Source organism: Nonomuraea bangladeshensis (assembly GCF_039529455.1).
In the GTDB taxonomy this organism is placed as follows: domain Bacteria; phylum Actinomycetota; class Actinomycetes; order Streptosporangiales; family Streptosporangiaceae; genus Nonomuraea; species Nonomuraea bangladeshensis.
Genome location: NZ_BAAAMV010000024.1, coordinates 24752 through 43443, shown reverse-complemented (window position 1 = coordinate 43443; position 18692 = coordinate 24752). Strand labels below are relative to the sequence as shown.

General features: G+C 71.1%; 11 protein-coding genes. 9 read left to right on the top strand and 2 right to left on the bottom strand.

The features are described from left to right. Positions 1-2: 2 nt before the first annotated feature. On the bottom strand, positions 3-674 hold the full coding sequence (locus ABD292_RS47355; protein ID WP_344219794.1) for a hypothetical protein: 672 nt from the start codon (positions 672-674) through the stop codon (positions 3-5). A 452-nt stretch (positions 675-1126) separates the two neighbouring features. Continuing rightward, positions 1127-4618: an alpha-amylase family glycosyl hydrolase gene (locus ABD292_RS47350; protein WP_344219792.1), complete on the bottom strand. Its 3492-nt coding sequence runs from the start codon at positions 4616-4618 to the stop codon at positions 1127-1129. Between the two features lie 237 nt (positions 4619-4855). On the opposite strand from ABD292_RS47350, the gene ABD292_RS47345 reads away from it, so the two are divergent. The 9 genes from ABD292_RS47345 (at position 4856) to ABD292_RS47305 (ending at position 18692) form a co-directional block, all read left to right on the top strand. Then, a complete protein-coding gene (locus ABD292_RS47345) occupies positions 4856-5881 on the top strand; it encodes a LacI family DNA-binding transcriptional regulator (protein ID WP_020544423.1) in 1026 nt (341 codons plus the stop codon). A gap of 338 nt (positions 5882-6219) precedes the next feature. Next, entirely contained in the window at positions 6220-7515 is a 1296-nt protein-coding gene (locus tag ABD292_RS47340; protein WP_026214588.1) for an extracellular solute-binding protein, read from the top strand. 23 nt (positions 7516-7538) lie between these two features. Further along, on the top strand, positions 7539-8519 hold the full coding sequence (locus ABD292_RS47335; RefSeq protein ID WP_246649785.1) for a carbohydrate ABC transporter permease: 981 nt from the start codon (positions 7539-7541) through the stop codon (positions 8517-8519). Continuing rightward, positions 8516-9382 (top strand): sugar ABC transporter permease, encoded by an 867-nt coding sequence (locus ABD292_RS47330; RefSeq protein ID WP_020544420.1) that lies wholly within the window; start codon positions 8516-8518, stop codon positions 9380-9382. The genes ABD292_RS47335 and ABD292_RS47330 overlap by 4 nt, the downstream gene beginning before the upstream one ends. Positions 9383-9437: 55 nt before the next feature. Next, a complete protein-coding gene (locus tag ABD292_RS47325) occupies positions 9438-11009 on the top strand; it encodes a glycoside hydrolase family 13 protein (RefSeq protein WP_020544419.1) in 1572 nt (523 codons plus the stop codon). Further along, complete coding sequence (locus tag ABD292_RS47320) at positions 11003-12043, top strand: LacI family DNA-binding transcriptional regulator (RefSeq protein WP_026214586.1); 1041 nt, start codon at positions 11003-11005, stop codon at positions 12041-12043. Before ABD292_RS47325 ends, ABD292_RS47320 begins: the two co-directional genes overlap by 7 nt. Positions 12044-12068: 25 nt before the next feature. Further along, positions 12069-14582 (top strand): AMP-binding protein, encoded by a 2514-nt coding sequence (locus tag ABD292_RS47315; RefSeq protein ID WP_344219784.1) that lies wholly within the window; start codon positions 12069-12071, stop codon positions 14580-14582. A gap of 63 nt (positions 14583-14645) precedes the next feature. Further along, positions 14646-17714 carry a non-ribosomal peptide synthetase gene (locus tag ABD292_RS47310; protein ID WP_344219782.1) on the top strand — a complete coding sequence of 1023 codons (3069 nt, stop codon included), beginning with the start codon at positions 14646-14648 and terminating at the stop codon, positions 17712-17714. A gap of 3 nt (positions 17715-17717) precedes the next feature. Next, on the top strand, positions 17718-18692 hold the full coding sequence (locus ABD292_RS47305) for a hypothetical protein (RefSeq protein ID WP_020544415.1): 975 nt from the start codon (positions 17718-17720) through the stop codon (positions 18690-18692).

Genomic DNA, 18692 nt, shown 5'->3' with positions numbered 1-18692 from the left:
GGTCATCGCACCCGGGCGGAGGACGCGATTCCCAGCAGGCGATCGATCCACCGGTCCAGCGGGAGCAGCGCGACCCCGACGACGATCGGGACGTGCGCCAGCGCGAACAGGATCGTCGCGCCGAAAGAGATGGGGCCGCCGGTGAACACCGCGATGTGGGGGGCGTCGATACGTTCGGGGATCGGGATGGGGTTCACCAGCTGCCACATGATGTCGAGGAAGCCGGAGAACACGATGAGGACGCCGTTCACCGCGATCTTGAGGCAGTTTCCGGGGCTTCCGCCCCCCAGCCGGTAGGCCGCGGCCACGCTCAGCACGATCCCGGGATAAAGCAGCAGGTAGAGGTGCGTGTAGAAGCCGTCACCCTGCACGCGGGCAGTGTCGCCGTAGTAGAAGTAGCTGATTCTGGGGAGCACGTAGCCGGTGAAGAAGACGAGCGGGACGTACAGCAGCCAGTACAGGCGCCGCGATGCCCATGGGAAGAACGCGATCCCGCAGCACAGACAGGCGAACGCCAACAGCTTGAGGCCGAGTTGCCACGCCGCCTGGATCTCCCGGCCGTGCGGCGTGGCCAGCCAGACGAACGCGGCTCCGCCCCCGCCTCCGAGCAGGGCGATCCACCAAAGGTGAGGAGCCCAGGCGCGCGGTGACCTGAGAACGATGTCGCCGGGCAAGGGATTCTTCTCACTCACTAAATGCGGGGCGTCACTGTCCGCCGTCATCGACCGGCCTCCGGGGAAGATAAAGGAAAGGCGCACGTGCTGCGCGCAAGGGAGTTCTACGGGCAAAAGACTGTGGCCAACTTCGCCTTACTGTCAACACTCTTGCAATAATTCCCGCAGGTCAGAAAGGGAGATCACGCTGACGAGCTGAAATGAGTTTCCCTTGGTGCCGCATCTTGCAATGGGCGGAAGGACGATTGAACTTTGGGCGGCGAAAGGTGGCGAAGGGAAGAGGTCGCCAGCAGCGGGGACAGAAGTAAGGGTGGCGCCTGCGATTCCGAAAAGGCGCAGAGTGAATCGCAGGATGTTGTCGCACTTCTTGCCTGCCGAAGCCCCGTTCCATGGAACGAGGTCACGTCCACGGGCTGGGCGGTCGACGCCCAGCCCGTGGCGATGGGTCCGGGCTAGCCGGCGAGGCTGACGCCTCGGGCGGTCAGCAGCGCCCCCTGCGCGTCGCGCTCCACGGCCACGACCTGGCCGCGGCGCGCCTGGTCGATCAGGTCCTCGTCACGCGGATCCACGCGGAGAGCGGCGTAGGAGGCCCACTCGGGCCAGGCGGCCCGCTGCTCGTCGGTGAGCGCGCCCGGCACCAGGCGGATGATGCGGTAGTCGCCGGTCAGCTCGCCCTTGTCGTGGCCGATGCCGTCCGGGGCGAACGCCAGGGTGTACTGGCGCGCGGATCCGGGCCGGACGTTCCACGCGATGGTGGAGCGGTCGATCCAGTGTGCCTCCGCCTTGTCGAGGTCCACGTCGGCGACGCGGGCCGGCGGCTGGGGCAGGACGTCGCCCGGCGAAGCGGCCAAGCGCCACACTTCGTGACCGGTGGTCGCCACATCCAGCGACTGGTTGTCGGGAAGGTCCTTCTCGTCGCCCTTGTGCAGGATGTAGCTCACGTTCTTGCCGCCCTCGGTGAGCGGCACCTCGAAGACCGCGCCGAACGCGTCGTACCGGGCCGGTCGCAGCGGCGCCGACCATTCGGTGGGCTGCCGGACGTCACCCCACAGGTGCAGCCCCCAGCCGTCGTAGTCGCCGCCGGGTCGCCGGTAGTGCAGGACCATGGTGTTACGAGCCGCGGCCTCCGAAGGATGCACCTGCTCGGAACCCGAGTTCACGTACGCCTCCGCCTGACGGCCGGGCGTCACCGACTGGTCGCCCCCGGGGTCCTTGGCGTCGCCGCGGTGGATCACGAAGTTCACCGGCACATCCGCGTCACGCACCGGGACCCGCCAGTACAGCCCGAACGCGTCGGTTCCGTCGGGCACGCGCGGCTCGCTCCACTGCGTGGCCGCGCCGTCGGCCAGGCCCTCGCCCCACAGATGCAGGCCCCAGCCGGTGTAGGCCGCGTCCGGCCGGTTGTAGCGGATGGTCACGAACCCTTGGGCGGCGGCCCGGGAGACGTGCACGTCCTGTTTGCCCTGGACGAGCCAGATCTCACCGTTCCGCGCCGGATTGACGGTGCGTGGAGCCCCGTCGGCTCCGTCGGCGCCGCGAACGGTCAGGGTGACGTTCGCGGCGTTCTCCCGGAGCTTGATCCAGGCGAAGCGGCCGAACGCGTCCTGGCCGGTGAGCGGCGCGGCGCCCGGCTGCGCGACGTCGCCTGAGACCTCCAGGTCCCAGCCGTCGTAGTCGCCTCCCGGCCGCGCGTAGTGCACCACCAGCCAATCGCGCCGCGCCGCCCCGGGCTCCGGCGCCTGCGGCTCGGGGCCGACCACGGCGGAGGCCCTGGCCGAGGCCAGCCGTCCCGCGGAGTCCTCGACGACCGCCTTGTAGATGACGGGGGTCCCCGCCCGCAGCCCTGTCAGATCGTGGAAGACGCGGAAGGTGCGCCCGTTGGGCGCCGTGTCGGTGCCGAGCACCCGCCACGGTCCCGAGCCGGCCTTCGCGGCGAAGGTGACGCGGTCGAAGCCGGTGCCGGGAACGGTCGCCTTGATCTCGACGCGACCGTCGCCGTCGGCGCCGCGGATCTCGGCGCCCGGCAGTTCGAGGGCGATGGACGGGCGCGCGGCGGGCGCGTCGAGCGGACGCGCCGCCTTGTAGACAACGGCCGACAGCGGCGGGACGGTGGTGGTGAGGACGCGCCCGGCGTCGGCGCGCAGAACGTCGGGACCGGTGCCGTACAGCCTGGTGAAGCTCATGCCCGCCGTGTAGGTGGGGATGGCGGCCTTGGCTGGCTGCTCGGCGTTGTTCACCGCGACGACGTACTCGACGCGCCGCCCGGCGTCGATGCGGGAGAAGGCGTACACGCCGCCCTGCGCGAGGCGCTCGATCTGCGCGCCGTCGGCCAGGGTCGGGTGGGTGTCGCGGAGCCGGGCCAGGGCGGCGATCCCCTTGTAGAGCGGGTGGCCGGTGTCGTAGTTGTCCGTCGCGTGCGTGGACGTGGTGCCGATCAGGTCGTCCGACAGATAGGACGCCGCCTTCGAGGCGAACATCGGCTGCCGCGCGTCCCTGTCGCCGCCCTTGCCGGTGAAGCCCTGCTCGTCACCGTAGTAGACGACCGGCTGACCGCGCGTCAGGTACATCAGCTCGTGCGTGAGCAGGTCCCGGCGCAGCAGCTCCTCGTCGCTCGCGCCCGGATTGTCCTGCGCCAGGAAGCGGCCGATGCGGCCCATGTCGTGGTTGCCGAGGAACGTGGGCAGGCTGGAGGCGTCGGAGTCGGCGTCCGTGTAGGAGTCGTCGGCGGCGTACAGGCGTGACAGGCGGCTCGCGTCAGCGGTGCCGCCGCCGTACGACCGCGCGGCCTCCTGGAACGGGAAGTCCAGAGTGGCGTCCATACCACCGCGGGTGGAGTAGCGGCTGGTCTCGGACGGGTCGCTGGAGTACACCTCGCCGAACATGAAGAACCGCTCGTTGCCGAGCTTGGCGGCGTAGCCGTGCAGCGCGGGGGAGAAGCGCTCCCAGAACTCCATGTTGACGTGCTTGGCGGTGTCGATGCGGAAGCCGTCGATGTCGGTCTCCCGCACCCACGTGCGGTAAATGTCGATCATCCCTTGGACGACTTCGGGCCGCTCGGTCCACAGGTCGTCGAGCTGGGAGAAGTCACCGTGCTGCGAGCTCTCCCCGGCGAAGGTGGAGTCGCCCCTGTTGTGGTACATGGTGACGTCGTTCAACCACGCGGGCTTCTTGACGACGCCGTCCACGGGCACGGGCGTGTACGGGAACGCCCCTTCGTCCACCTTCGGGAACGGCTTCGAGCCGTCGGCGTGGTCGCCGTCGTCGAAGGGCTTGCCCGTCGCGTCGACGTACGGATAGGCGGCCTTGGACCGGTAGCCGTACTGCTTCTCCTTGTAGTCGATGCCGTCGGCGGTGTGGTTGGTGATGATGTCGAAGAAGACTTTCATCCCGCGCCGGTGCGCCTCTTTGACCAGCTTCTTCATGTCGGCGTTGGTGCCGAGATGGGGGTCGATGGAGGTGAAGTCGGTGATCCAGTAGCCGTGGTAGCCGGCCGTCGTCCCCTGCACGGGACGGTTGCGGAACGCCGGTGTGATCCACAGCGCCGTGGTGCCCAGGCCCTTGATGTAGTCGAGCCTGGCCATCAGCCCCGCGAGGTCTCCACCCTGGTAGAAACCGGTGTCGGTGGGGTCGAAACCGGTGGCGAGTCGGTCGCCGGACAGCCCGCCACGGTCGTTGCCAGGAGTGCCGTTGGCGAAGCGGTCCGTCATGGCGAAGTAGAACCGCTCGCGGCTCAGCGGGAGGTCGCGGCGCTGTCTGGCCAGCTGCCGGTCGCTCGGCTCGCGGTCGCCCATCCCTTGAAGGGCGGACGGCGCCGTGCCGGCCTGGTGGTGAGCGGCTGCCTGGGCGGGAACGGGTGGCGTGAGGGGGAGGAGCAAGGGGAGCGCGAGGAAGGCGGACGCCAGCCCGAGCTTGCGTAACCGATGAGAAGGGGTGTTCAGGGGCACGGCGGCCTCCAGAGGGCGATCAGGGTGCGCAACTAGTTCCCGGAAACTACCTAGGAGATGAAGCTTCTGCAAGAGTTTGCAAGACAGTTGCAGGGACGGAACTGGACGACGGACGCCCTGGAGGGCGTCATGTCAGGCGTTCGGCTCCTCTCGGCAGGCCACCGAGTGCTGCTTCCGCTTGTAAAGCGGGCAAAGGCGCGGGTCATGGTGGGAAGGGAAGACGGTAAAATCACCGGCATGACCATGCGCCTCGCCGACATCGCCGCCCAAGCGGGCGTGAGTGAGGCGACTGTGAGCCGGGTGCTTAACGGCAGACCCGGTGTGGCGGCCGACACCAGGCAGGCCGTCCTCACCGCCCTTGACGTGCTGGGCTACGAGCGTCCGTTGAAGCTGCGGCAGAACCAGACCGGGCTGATCGGCCTGATCCTGCCCGAGCTCAACAACCCCATCTTCCCGGCGTTCGCGCAGGTCATAGAGAGCGCTCTGGTGTTGTCGGGCTACACGGCCGTGCTGTGCACGCAGACTCCTGGCGGCGTCACGGAAGACGACTACACCACCCTGCTGCTGGAGCGCGGCGTCGCCGGAATCATCTTCGTCAACGGGCTGCACGCCGACTCGCGCTCCGACCGCACCCGCTACGTGCGGCTGGCCGAGCTGGGCCTGCCAATGGTGCTCATCAACGGCTTCCGTCCCGACATCCCCGCGCACTTCATCTCCAACGACGACGTCGCCGCGCTCGACATGGGGGTCAACCACCTGGTGTCTCTGGGCCACCGGCGGATCGGGCTCGCGGTCGGGCAGGAGCGTTTCGTTCCGACCATCCGCAAGACGCAGGGATTCGAGCGCGGCATGGCCGCCTACGCCGGCGTCACCGACGTCTCCGAGCTGGTCGTCAACACCCTCTACACCGTCGAGGGCGGCCAGTCCGCGGCGCAGCAGCTGCTGGAGCGCGGCTGCACGGCCATCTGCTGCGGCAGCGACATCATGGCCATCGGCGCGATCAGGGGCGCCCGCAACCTCGGGCTTCGCGTCCCGGAGGACGTCTCGGTCGTGGGCTTCGACGACACGCCGATGACGGCCTACCTCGACCCGCCACTGACCACCATCAGGCAACCGGTCCGCGACATGGCCCTGGCGGCCGTCGCGAGCCTGCTGGACGAGATCCAGGGCCTGCCCGCGCCTCGCGCGGAGCTGTTGCACCGCCCTGAGCTGGTGGTCCGCCGCTCGACGGCTCCGGTCCGCGCCGCCGTTCCCACCAGCTGACCCCTGCCGGATCCCGCGAGGTCCCGGCTTTCGCCGTGCCCTCTTGCGGGCGGAAGCCGGCGCGAACAACCGTCCCGTAACGGCGCCCCTCCACTGGGTTGGGCGGCCGCAAGCGGAATGTTCCCGATGCGCGTCCTATTTCCGAAAAGCTGCATCACTCGACTACATAGAGTGATGATCTGACGCCTTGCTGCAAAGATAACGAAAAGAGTGTCTCTGTATGAAAGGTCTTTCAATTTTTCTTGCAGCCGCGTAACGTCCTCCTCACTTCCCAGGACCCCGGCGGCGAGGTACCGCAGGGCGTGTCCTCAACCCCGGCCTGAAACGAGGAGACAGAGATGCGGCAAGCCCTTTCAGCCGTGACGATGGTCGCGGCACTCGCGCTCGCGGTCAGTGCGTGCGGCGGTGGCGGCGGCACCACGTCCTCGGCGGCGCCGTCCAGCGCGGCCCCCGCGGACCCGACCCAGATCAGCGGTGAGATCACCTGGTGGGACACCGTCCGTCCCGACAGTGAGGGCCCGACCTTCCAGAAGCTGATCAAGGAGTTCGAGGCCAAGTACCCGAAGATCAAGGTCAAGTACGTCAACGTCCCCTCCGACCAGGCGCAGAACCAGTTCCAGACCGCGGCCCAGGCTGGCACGGGCGCTCCTGACGTGATCCGCTCCGAGGTCGCTTGGACGTCGCAGTTCGCCGAGCTGGGCTACCTGCAACCGCTGGACGGCACCCGCGCGGTCGACAACGAGGCCGACTACCTGCCGGGCCCGCTGAGCAGCACCAAGTACAACGGCAAGACGTGGGCGGTGCCGCAGGTCACCGACACGCTCGCGCTGCTGTACAACAAGCGGCTGCTGAAGGAGGCCGGCCACGACGAGGCCCCCAAGACGATGGCGGAGCTCAAGCAGACCGCCTTGGACGTCAAGGCTAAGGCCGGCGCCAACGGCCTGGCGCTGAACGTGGACGGCTACTTCCTCCTGCCGTTCATCTACGGCGAGGGCGGCGACCTCCTGGACGTCCAGAACAAGAAGGTCGTGGTCAACTCGCCGCAGAACGTCAAGGCGATGACCGAGCTGCAGGACCTCATCACGTCGGGCGCGGCGGCCAAGCCGGCGCTGCAGGACAGCTACGCCAACGCGATGACCGCGCTCAAGGACGGCAAGACCGCGATGATCTACAACGGCCCGTGGTCGCTGTCGGAGGTCTACCAGGGCAAGGAGTTCAAGGACAAGGAGAACCTCGGCATCGCCCCCGTGCCCGCCGGCTCCGCCAAGGCCGGCGCCCCCACCGGCGGCTGGAACCTGGCCGTCTACGCCGGTTCGAAGAACATCGAGGCGTCGTACGAGTTCCTGCGCTTCATGAGCTCCTCCACCTCGCTGGCCACCGTCTCCAGTGAGCTGGGCCTGCTGCCGACCCGTTCGTCGAGCTTCGACGACCCGAGGGTCAAGGCCAACCGGGACGTCGCGGTCTTCAAGCCGATCCTGGACACGGCGGTGCCGCGCCCCTGGATCCCCGAGGGCGGCCAGCTCTTCCAGCCTCTGCTCGAAGCCTTCCAGGGGCTCGTCGGCGGAGCCAAGCCAGAGGAGACGCTGAGCAAGACCGAGCAGCAGTTCCAGCAGGTCATGAAGGCCTGGAGCTGAGCGTGGCGGTCTCGACCGGACGTGTGAGAAGCACGCCCAGCGCCGGCGCCCATCACGGCCGGCGCCGGGGCGGCCGCGCCCCGGGCCCGCTGCGGCGGGCCCTGGGGCGGCACTGGTACGCCTGGGCCATGGTCGCGCCGGTGCTGGTCGTCATCGGCGTACTGATCGGCTGGCCACTCCTGCGCGGCGTCTACCTGTCCCTGACCGACGCCACCGAGGCCAACGTCGGCCGGACGATCGGCGTCAACGTCATCCCGGCCAGCTACGAGTTCGTCGGACTGGACAACTACCTCGACATCCTGACCAGCAGCCTGTTCTGGGACAAGCTCACCTGGACGGTGATCTGGACGGTGTCCTGCGTCGGCCTGCACTACGGCCTGGGCCTCGGCCTGGCCATGCTGCTGCACCGCCGGATGCGCTTCCGCTCGGTCTACCGCATGTTGCTGATCCTGCCGTGGGCGATCCCCGGCTTCGTGGCCGCCTTCATCTGGCGCTACCTGTTCAACAGCGACTTCGGCGTCATCAACGCGATGCTGAAGGCCGCCGGCCTCGGCGCGGTCGGCTGGCTGGACGACCCGACCACCGCCAAGCTGGCCGTCATCGCGGTCAACGTGTGGGTCGGCGTGCCGTTCATGATGGTGGCCCTGCTGGGCGGCCTGCAGGCGATCCCGGCCGATCTCTACGAAGCCGCGGCGGTCGACGGCGCGACCCCCTGGCAGCGCTTCCGGCACATCACGCTGCCGATGCTGCGGCCGGTGTCGGCGACGGTCGTCCTGCTCGGCACGATCTGGACGTTCAACATGTTCCCCGTGATCTTCCTCATCACGAGAGGAGGCCCTGGCAGTGACACGGAGATCCTCGTCACCTACGCCTTCAGGGAGGCGTTCACGGGGGTCCGCAACTACTCCGGCTCGGCCGCGTGGGGCGTGATCATCCTGGCTCTGCTCATCGTGCTGGCCAGCGTCTACCGGCGCGCGCTGCGCAAGCAAGGGGAGGTCTGGTGAGCACCGTGAACACCCGCCCGGTCGCCGGCCAAGGCGACAGGCGCGGCCCTCTCGCGTCCGTGCTGTTGCACGCCACCCTGATCGCGGCCAGCGTCATCTCGCTGTTCCCGGTCGTCTGGCTGGTGCTGACGTCGCTGAAGCCGCGCGACGGGTGGCTGTCGGCCGAGCTGGAGCTGTTCAACCAGCCGTCGCTGACGAACTACTCCCGGGTGTTCAGCGAGACCGAGTTCCCCGTCTGGCTGCTCAACTCGGTGGTGGCCGCGGGCCTGACCACCGTGCTCGGCGTCTTCCTCGCCTCGACCACCGGGTACGCGCTCAGCCGGTTCTCCTTCCCGGGGCGGCGCGGGATCATGTGGCTGCTGCTGATCACCCAGATGTTCCCCGTCGCCATCCTCATCGTCCCGCTGTACAACCTGATGGCGGCGCTCGGGCTGCTCAACCAGATTCCGGGGCTGATCGTCGCGTACATGACGATCGCGGTGCCGTTCTGCGCCTGGATGATGAAGAGCTACTTCGACTCCATCCCGCGGGAGATCGACCAGGCCGGGCTGATCGATGGCCTGACGCCGTTCGGCACGTTCTGGCGGGTGATCCTGCCGCTGGCCCGGCCGAGCCTGGCCGTCACCGCGTTCTACTGCTTCATGACCGCGTGGGGCGAGGTGGCGTACGCGACGGTCTTCATGTCGCAGGAGGACAAGCGCACCCTCGGCGTCGGCCTGCAGCAGTTCGTCGGCCAGCACTGGTCCGACTGGGGACTGCTGACCGCCTCCGCCGTGCTCATCGCGGTCCCCGCCGCGGCGGTCTTCCTGGTCGTCCAGCGCCATCTGGTGGCCGGCCTGACCAGCGGCGCCACCAAGTCATGAGGCGGGCCGCGACCCTTCCCTCCAGCCATCCGCATCCGACCGATCGGGGAGACACATGACCGAACTGGCCGAGGACGCCGCGCGGGCGGCCGCCGCCACCCGCTGGTGGCGGGACGCGGTGATCTACCAGGTGTACGTACGCAGCTTCGCCGACAGCGACGGTGACGGCGTCGGCGACCTGCCGGGCGTGCGCAGCCGGCTGCCCTACCTGGCGGACCTGGGCGTGGACGCCCTCTGGCTGACCCCGTTCTACCCCTCGCCCATGGCCGACTTCGGCTACGACGTCGCCGACTACCGGGACGTCGACCCGCTGTTCGGCACGCTCGCCGACGCCCGCGAGCTGATCGCCGACGCGCACGCGCACGGCCTGCGCGTCATCGTCGACGTGGTGCCGAACCACACCTCCGACCGGCATCCCTGGTTCGCCCGGGCCCTCGGGGGCGGCCCCGACCGCGACCGCTACATCTTCAGGGACGGCCGGGGGGCGAACGGCGAGCTGCCGCCCAACGACTGGGAGTCCGTCTTCGGCGGTCCCGCCTGGACCCGGGTGGAGGACGGCCAGTGGTACCTTCACCTGTTCGCCCCCGAGCAGCCGGACCTGAACTGGGAGCACCCGGAGGTGCACGCCGAGTTCGAGGGCGTGCTCCGCTTCTGGCTCGACCTGGGGGTCGACGGCTTCCGCGTCGACGTCGCCCACGGCATGGTCAAGGCGCCGGGGCTGCCGGACGTCGGCCGTACCGGCCAGGTCGAGATGATCGGCACCGCCGTCGTGCCGTTCTTCGACCAGGACGGCGTGCACGACATCCACCGCGCCTGGCGGCGCGTCCTCGACTCCTACCCGGGAGAGCGGATCGGCGTGGCCGAGGCGTGGGCCCCCACCGCCGAGCGGCTGGCCGACTACGTCCGCCCGGACGAGCTGCACCAGGCGTTCAACTTCCACTTCCTGAAGACCCCCTGGGACGCCGCGCAGCTGCGCGCGGTCATCGACGAATCGCTGCACACCGCCGCGCTCGTCGGCGCGCCCTCGACCTGGGTGCTGTCCAACCACGACGTCAAGCGGCACGTCACCCGCTACGGCGGCGGCGAGCGGGGGCTGCGCCGGGCCCGCGCCGCGGCCCTGCTCGCGCTGGCGCTCCCTGGCTCCGTCTACGTCTACCAGGGGGAGGAGCTGGGCCTGCCCGAGGTGCTCGACCTGCCGGAGGAGTGCCTGCGCGACCCCCAGCGGCTGCGCGACCCCGACAGCGGCCGGGACGGTTGCCGCGTGCCCGTTCCCTGGACGCGCGAGTCCGGCTGGAACGACCCGTGGCTGCCCATCCCGGAGGAGTGGGCGGGGCTGAGCGTCGAGGCCCAGCGGGACGACCCCGGCTCGACCCTGGAGCTGTACCGGACGGCGCTGCGGCTGCGTCGCGAGTGCGCCGAGCTCGGTGACGGCGACCTCACCTGGCTCGACGCGCCGTTCGGGACGCTCGCCTTCACCCGCGGCGACGGATTCACCTGCGTCGTCAACCTCAACGACCACGAGGTGGAGCCACGCGTCGAGGGCGAGCTGCTGCTGGCCAGCGCCCCGCTGATCGACGGCGCGCTCCCGCCCGACTCGGCCGCCTGGTGGAGGCGGCCCTCGTGGTAGCCGCGGCCGGGAACGGGACGCCCCGGCTCATCGACATCGCCGCGCTCGCGGGGGTGAGCGAGGCGACGGTCAGCCGGGTGCTGAACGGCCGGCCAGGAGTGTCGGACCAGACCCGGCGGTCCGTGCTGACCGCGCTCGACCTCGCGGGGTACGAGCGGCCGGCGCGGATCAAGCAGCGCAGCCGCGGGCTCGTGGGCCTGGTGACGCCCGAGCTGGACAACCCGATCTTCCCGGCCTTCGGGCAGGCGATCGAGAAGGCGCTCACCCAGCACGGTTACACGCCGGTGCTGTGCACGCAGCTGCCCGGCGGCGCCCCCGAGGACGAGTTCACCGAATTGCTCCTCGAATGCGGCGTCAACGGAATGATCTTCGTGTCGGGGCTGCACGCGGACACGACCGCGCGTGCCGACCGCTACACCAGGCTGGTGGCGCAGAGCGTGCCGATCGTCCTGCTGAACGGGTACGCCGCCGACGTCGAGGCGACATTCCTGTCCACCGACGACCGATTAGCGGCCCGGCTCGCCGTCCAGCACCTGCACGACCTCGGGCACGTGCGGATCGGGCTGGCCGTCGGCCAGGCCAGGTTCGTGCCCGTGGTCAGGAAGGTCGAGGGCTACCGGCAGGCCATGGCGACACTCGGACTCGGCGGGGCCGACGAGTCGCTGATCGCCCACTCGCTCTTCTCCGTCGAAGGCGGGCAGGCGGCCGCGTCCCAGCTCCTGGACCGCGGCTGCACAGGACTGGTCTGCGCGAGCGACCTCATGGCGATCGGTGCGATCAGGGCCTGCAAGGAGCGCGGGCTCGACGTGCCGCGCGACGTGTCGGTGGTCGGCTACGACGACTCCACGCTCATCGCCTACACCGACCCGCCCCTGACGACGATGCGCCAGCCGGTGCAGGTCATGGCGACCGCGGCGGTCGACGCGCTCCTGGAACTGGTCGCCGGTGGACCCTACCGGCACCAGGAACTGATGTTCCGGCCGGAGCTCATCGTCCGCTCCTCGACCGGCTCAGGGCCCAACATCATCCGTTGACCGAAGGAAGAAGGGAGGCGAGGGTGTGGAGGCCGAGCTGACCATCCCCGGCCTGTTACAGGCCCGCGCCGAGGCCGAGCCGGACAGAGCGGCCATCGTCGTGGACGGCCGGGGCGAGCTGACCTTCGGCGCATGGGCGTCGCGCTCCAACGCGGTGGCGCACGGCCTGCTGGACCGGGGGCTGCGGCCCGGCGATCGGGTGGGGCTGCGCTTCGGGGGAGCACGGTGGATCGACTACGCCGTGGCCTACTGCGGGGTTCAGAAGGCGGGCGGAGTCGCCGTCCCCCTGGCCGCGGCGCAACCCGTACGCGTCACGGACGACATCCTCGACCGGTGCGACGCCGTCGGCGTGCTGCAGGAGGACACCGGCTGTGCGGCCGGGCCGGGCCGATGGGCGGCCACGATCGAGGAGGTCGAGTCCGCCGACGACACGCCGCCCGGCATCGAGGTCAGTCCCTCCCGGCTCGCGCAGATCGTCTACACGTCGGGGACGACCGGAGACCCCAAGGGCGTGGCCGCCAGCCACGCCAACCTCACGTACGGGCGCCACCCGATGCCGCGCCGCCGCGCGTACGCGCACTCCCGGCACTTCCTGCACGCCTTCCCCATCGGCACGAACGCGGCCCAGATGATGCTGATGGACGCCCTCACCGCGTACCCGGCGGCGCTGGCGCTGCCGCGGTTCGACGCCGCGGAGTTCTGCCGGCTCGTCGAGGCGTACCGGGTGGGGACCGTGTTCCTGGTGCCGTCCATGGCGATCGAGCTGCTCGGCTCGGCCGCCAGGCGACGCCAGGACCTGTCGAGCGTCGTGCTCGTCGGCTCCTCGGCCGCCGCCCTGCCGCCCGCTCTGGCGCAGGACCTGGCCGCGGCCTTCCCCGGCGCCGTCCTGGTCAACACCTACACCTCCACCGAGGCGATGCCGGCCGGGACCACGATGGTCCTGGACCCCGAGCGGCCGGGGTCGCTGGGCAGGGCGAGCGACCCGGGCGACCTCGTGATCCGCGACTCCGGCGGGCGTGTCCTGCCGCCGGGCGAGGTGGGCGAGGTCTGGCTGCGCTGCCCGGCGCCGCCGCGCTCGTACTTCGCAGACCCCGGCGGCAGCGCCGCCGTGTTCAGGGACGGCTGGGTGCGCATGGGGGACGTCGGCCACCTGGACGACGCCGGATACCTCTATCTCGCCGACCGCGCGGGCGACGTCATCAAGTCGGGCGCGCTCAAGGTCTCGACGCTGCGTGTCGAGGCCGCTCTGCACGAGCACCCGCTCGTGGCGGAGGCGGCGGTCGTCGGGGTTCCCCATCCCGTGATGGGCGAGGTCCCGTCGGCGGCCGTACGGCTTCGGGGGCACGTACGGCTGGAGGAGCTGCGCGACTTCCTCACCACGCGCCTGGCCAGGCACGAGCTGCCGACCAGGATCGCGGTGGTGGACGACTTCGCGCGCAACGAGGCGGGCAAGGTGCTCAAACCAGCCGTGCGCGCCCTGTTCACCGGCGCTTCCACGCGGGTGCCGTTGACGGCGGCGCAACTCGCCGACCTGGCCGGCGACCCTTCGCCGCACGAGTCGGCGCTGCGCGTGCACGATCCCCTCGACCTGGCCGCGCTCCGCCGCGCGCTGGCCGATCTCGCCGCCCGGCACGACGCCTTGCGCATGACGTTCCCCGGCGGGGGCGTCGCCGAGATCGCCGACGGTCTCGCCCCTGACCTGGAACGGGTGGAGGGAGGGACGGCGGCCCTCACCGGAGCGCTCCGAGCCGCCTTCGACGCCAGGCGCGGGCCGCTGCTGCGCGCCGTGGTCGCCGAGACGCCGGACGGCGGGCGCCTGCTCGGGCTCGCCGCGTATCCCCTGGTGTGCGACGCCTGGTCACTCGACCTGCTCGTCCAGGAGCTCGGCATCCTGTACGGCGCCGCGTACCACGGCAGGCCGGCCGGCCTGCCGCCGGTGGAGACGACGTACGCCGGCTTCGTCACCGCCGCCCACGCCGGGTCAGGTGCTCCGACGCCCGTGACCCGGCCGGGCCCGGTCTTCGACACCGGGCCGGCGGAATGGGTTCCCGTGGTGATCGCCGCCGGGACGGTCGGCAGGCTGCGTCGCGCCGCACGGGCCAGGGGCACTGCTCCGGGCAGCCTGGCGCTCGTGGCGTGGGCGTCCGCGCTCGCCGAAGAGCATGGCTCCGCGTGCGTGCTCGTCCGCTCGCCGGGGCGTACCACCCCGGGCGCCGCCGGATTGGTCGGTCCCTTGGGCGTGGACATCCCCGGCCTTCCTGAGCAGGTCGTCGAAGCGGCCGACGCCGAGGCTCATCGGTTCCGGCCCGTGCCCCCGCACGCCGGACGGTTCACCTTCGAAGGACTGCGGCCCGAGCCTGACCTGCCCGGACTGCGGACCGAGCCGCTGCCGCTCCCCGCGCCCACGCCTCCGCACGGGCCACCCCGGCTCACCTTGACCGCGCAGCCCGACGGCAGCCTGTCCGGCCACTGCGAAGGGCGTTCGGCGGCGCGGGCGGCCGAGTCCTTCACCCACCACCTGGGCCTGCTCCTCTCGTGAGCACCCCCTGAAACACCGCACCTCGTGATCGGAAGTGAAACCTCAGCGATGGCCATTCCCACGATGACCGATCATCCGCGCATCCGGGCCTCCCTCGCCCAGCAGGGCATCTGGTTCAACGAACGCCTCGGCGGCCTCGGAACCGTCTACTCCATGCCGTTCTCGGTCCTCTTCACCGGGCCGCTCGACGTGGCGGCGCTCGATGCCGCCTGCACGGCGCTGGTCCGCAGGCATCCCTTATTGGCCGCCGTCGTCGCCGAGGACAGAGGGGAACCGTACCTCGTCGAGTCGGCACGGCCGCCCCGGCTTGCGGTCGTGGAGGTCGCCGGGCGCGAGCCGGACGAACTGGTCCGCGCCGAGCTCCTGCGCCCGTTCGACCTGCGCACCGGCCCACTGGTACGGCTCACGCTCCTCGTCGAAGGGCCGGAACGGGCCCTGCTCCTCGTCGTGGCCCACCACCTGGTCTTCGACGGGGAGTCCACCTCGGTCTTCCTCGACGACCTGGCCGAGCTCTACCGCGCCGAGGTCACCGGCCGGGCGGCGGACCTGCCCGAGGTCCCGTACGACGGGCTGGCGGAGAGGGAGGACACCCGCGTCACGGCCACACTGGCGCAGGCCCGCGACTTCTGGGCGGCGCGCCACCGGGAGCGGACGGAAGTGGTGCTGCCCGGCCTCACCGGGGAAGCGGCGACGGCGGCGAGCGGCGAGTCGGTGGAGTTCACGCTGACCGGCGAGCTGTCGTCGGCGCTCGACCGCCTGGGCCTGGACACCGGCGCGAGCCGGTTCGAGATCCTGCTCGCCACGCTGCACGCCCTGCTTCACCGGTACGGCAACGCGGAGCCGACCGTCGCCGTCGACCTAGGCACCCGCACCGCTGACACCCGCCAACACATTGGCGCCTTCGTCAACGAGTTACCGGTGACCGCCCGGCTCGACGGCTCGTGGAGCTTCCGCAGGTTCCTGCAGGACCAGCGGTTCGCCCACGGGCTGCGCTCCGATCTGCCGGGCCTGTTCCGCGTCCGTGAGGTGCCGCTGTCACGCGCGGTGCGCGACGTGCGGCCCGGGGTGGCGCTCGCCCCCGTGTCGCTCGGCTACCGCAGGCGGGGGGCTGCGCCCTCCTTCGAAGGGGTGCGCGCCGACGTCACGTGGGCGCTGTTCAACCACACCGTGCGCGGCGCCCTGCGGGTACACGTCGTGGACGGGCCCGACAAGTGCGGCGTCATCCTCCAGTACGACCCCGCCACGATGCGCCGCGAGAGCGCGCAGCGGGTCGCCGCCCACTGGCTGCGCCTGCTCGCCGAAGTGACCGCCGACCCCGACACGCGGCTGTCGGAGGTGGAGCTGCTCGGCGCCGACGAGACCGAGCCGCTACTCGGCGCCTGGATCGACACGTCCGTCGCCTATCCGTCGGCCACGCTGCCCGAGCTGGTCGTCCGGCAGGCGCGGCACGCCCCCGAGGCGGTGGCGGTCCGCCACGGACCCGGCGCGACGACGTACGCGGAACTGGCCGCCGAGGTGGAGGGGCTGGCCGTAGGGCTGCGCGAGGCCGGAGTAGGACCGGGCACGCTCGTGGCCGTCCTCGCCGAGCGGTCGCGGCGTACCCTGGCCGTCCTGCTCGCCGTGCTCAGGACAGGGGGCGCGTATCTGCCGCTCGATCCCGAGCACCCGGCGGACCGGCTCGCCTTCATCCTGGACGACTCCGGCGCCAAGGTCATCGTGGTCTCCGAAGCTCTGCGCGAGCGGCTGCCCTGCGGCAGTGCCACGACGGTCCTCCTCTCCGACACCCTGGAGCCCGCCGCGGGAGACGCGGGGCCGTGGCCGGAGCCCGACAGCCTCGCCTACGTCATGTACACCTCGGGCTCCACCGGCCGCCCGAAGGGGGTCGAGATCCCGCATCGGGCGCTGGCCAACCTGCTGTGGGCGATGCGCGACCGCCTCGGCTCAAGGAGCGGCGACGTCTGGCTCGCCGCCACGTCCCTGGCCTTCGACATCTCCGCCCTGGAGCTGTACCTGCCGCTGATCACCGGAGGGAGCGTCGTCCTGGCGCCCGACGCCCTGACGAGGGACGGGCGCGCGCTCGCCGCACTGGCCGACACGTACGGCGTCACCCACGTCCAGGCCACGCCCTCAGGGTGGCGGATGCTGCTCGACGGCGGGTTCGACCGCCCGGCGGTGACCGCGCTCGCGGGCGGCGAGCGGCTGACCGCCCCGCTGGCCGCCGAACTGCTGGCCAGGACCGGCCGGCTGATCAACGTGTACGGGCCGACGGAGACCACGATCTGGTCCACCAGCGCCGAGGTGACTCAGGCGGGAGCGGGCGTGCCCATCGGGACGCCCCTGGCCAACACGCGGGTGTACGTCCTGGACGACCGGCTCCGGCTGCGGTCGGTCGGCGTGCCCGGCGAGCTGTGCGTCGCCGGTGACGGCGTCGCGGACGGCTACCGCGGCAGGCCGGAGCTGACCGCAGAACGGTTCGTCGCCGACCCCTTCGGCAAGGGCCTCATGTACCGCACCGGGGACCTCGCGCGTTGGCGCGAGGACGGCGTGCTGGAATTCCTCGGACGCCTCGACGACCAGGTCAAGCTGCGCGGCCACCGTATCGAGCCAGGAGAGATCGAGGCCAGGCTGGCCGAGCACCCGTCGATCGCGCACGTGGCGGTGGCGGTGCGCGGCGACAGGCTCGTCGCCTACGCCGTGCCTGCCGCCGGCGCGCCCGGCCTTCCCGCCGGGCTGCGGGAGCACTGCGCGAGGACGCTCCCGCCGTACATGGTGCCGGCCGAGTTCGTGGAGCTGGACGCGCTGCCGCTCACCCCCAACGGCAAGATGGACCGTGGCGCGCTCCCCGCGCCACCGGCCAGGGACGCGCCGCCGCCCGAGCCGGACGCGCCCGCCGCCGCGCTCACCGGCGCCGCGGCCGTGGTGCACGAGATCTGGTGCGACGTGCTCGGCGTGGACCGGGTCGGCCCGCACGACGACCTGTTCGACCTGGGCGGCCACTCGCTGACGATCACGCAGATCGCCGCGCGAGTACGCTCCCGGCTCGGCGCCGACCTGCCGCTGCACCTCTACTACGACGACCCCACGATCGCGGGCATCGCCGCCGCCGTCGAGCGGTCGCGCGGGGAGGGCTGACCGATGGCGTTGACCGCGGCGCACGTCGCCTGGACGGGCCCCCACCGGGCGGGGCTGCGCAGGCACCGCGACAGGGCGCTGGAGAACGGGCCCTACGCGATGCCCGTCGAGGAGATCCTCACCTGCGTGCACGGGATCCGGGCGTGGCGGGCCTTCCACGGCGGCGTCGAGCTGGTGACCGACACACTGGGCGCCAAGTACGCCGCCGAGCAGGGCCTGGACGTGCTCTACGACCGCGTCAACACCGCCCTCGACGCCCTGGACGAGCTCGACATCGACCCGCTGTTCTACTTCGCCGCGGGCAAGAGCCATCTGGCGACGCTCCGCCGGGCCCCGTTCGCCGTCATCGACACCGATCTCTACCTGCGCAGTCCCATCGAAGGGCTGGACCGCGGGGGCTTCGTCTTCGCCCACTGGGAGTCGACCGGCAACGCCGTCTACCCGCCGGTTGCCGAGGTGCCCAACCAGGGCGGCGCCGACCTGTCGCGCTGGGTCTTCGACACTCCCGCCGCGAACATGGCGATCTCGGTGTTCCTGGACGACGAGCACCGGGCCGCGTACGCGGCCGCGTCGATGGAGTTCATGACGGGCAACGCCGCGCCGTCGGCGACCGACCCGCTCGTCCGGCAGACGTTCGCCGAGCAGCGCCTCGCCCCGGCGGTGGCGCGGGCGCTCGGTATCGACCTGCGCCCCGTGACCGGCAGGTTCTGGATCGTCGAGGCGGAACGGTGGGACGGCCCCCCGCACGCCGGGCTCTTCCACCACACCTGGCACCACAAGCGGATCCTGCGCGACCACCCCGAACTGCGGCCCGCCTACTGGCGCTACCTGCTGGAAGACCTGCTGTGGACGTTCCCCGACACCTACGACCTGCTGATGTCCGCGCCTGGGCTGGGGGAGTGCGCGGAGCTGATCCGCCGGACCCGGCGCGATCTGGAGGCCGACGGCCCCAGCCTGCTCGACTGGAGGAAGCGATGA

Coding starts and splice junctions, on each gene's coding strand:
- ABD292_RS47345 (WP_020544423.1), top strand. CDS start 4,856: ATGACCATGCGCCTCGCCGACATCGCCGCCCAAGCGGGCGTGAGTGAG.
- ABD292_RS47340 (WP_026214588.1), top strand. CDS start 6,220: ATGCGGCAAGCCCTTTCAGCCGTGACGATGGTCGCGGCACTCGCGCTC.
- ABD292_RS47325 (WP_020544419.1), top strand. CDS start 9,438: ATGACCGAACTGGCCGAGGACGCCGCGCGGGCGGCCGCCGCCACCCGC.
- ABD292_RS47310 (WP_344219782.1), top strand. CDS start 14,646: ATGACCGATCATCCGCGCATCCGGGCCTCCCTCGCCCAGCAGGGCATC.
- ABD292_RS47305 (WP_020544415.1), top strand. CDS start 17,718: ATGGCGTTGACCGCGGCGCACGTCGCCTGGACGGGCCCCCACCGGGCG.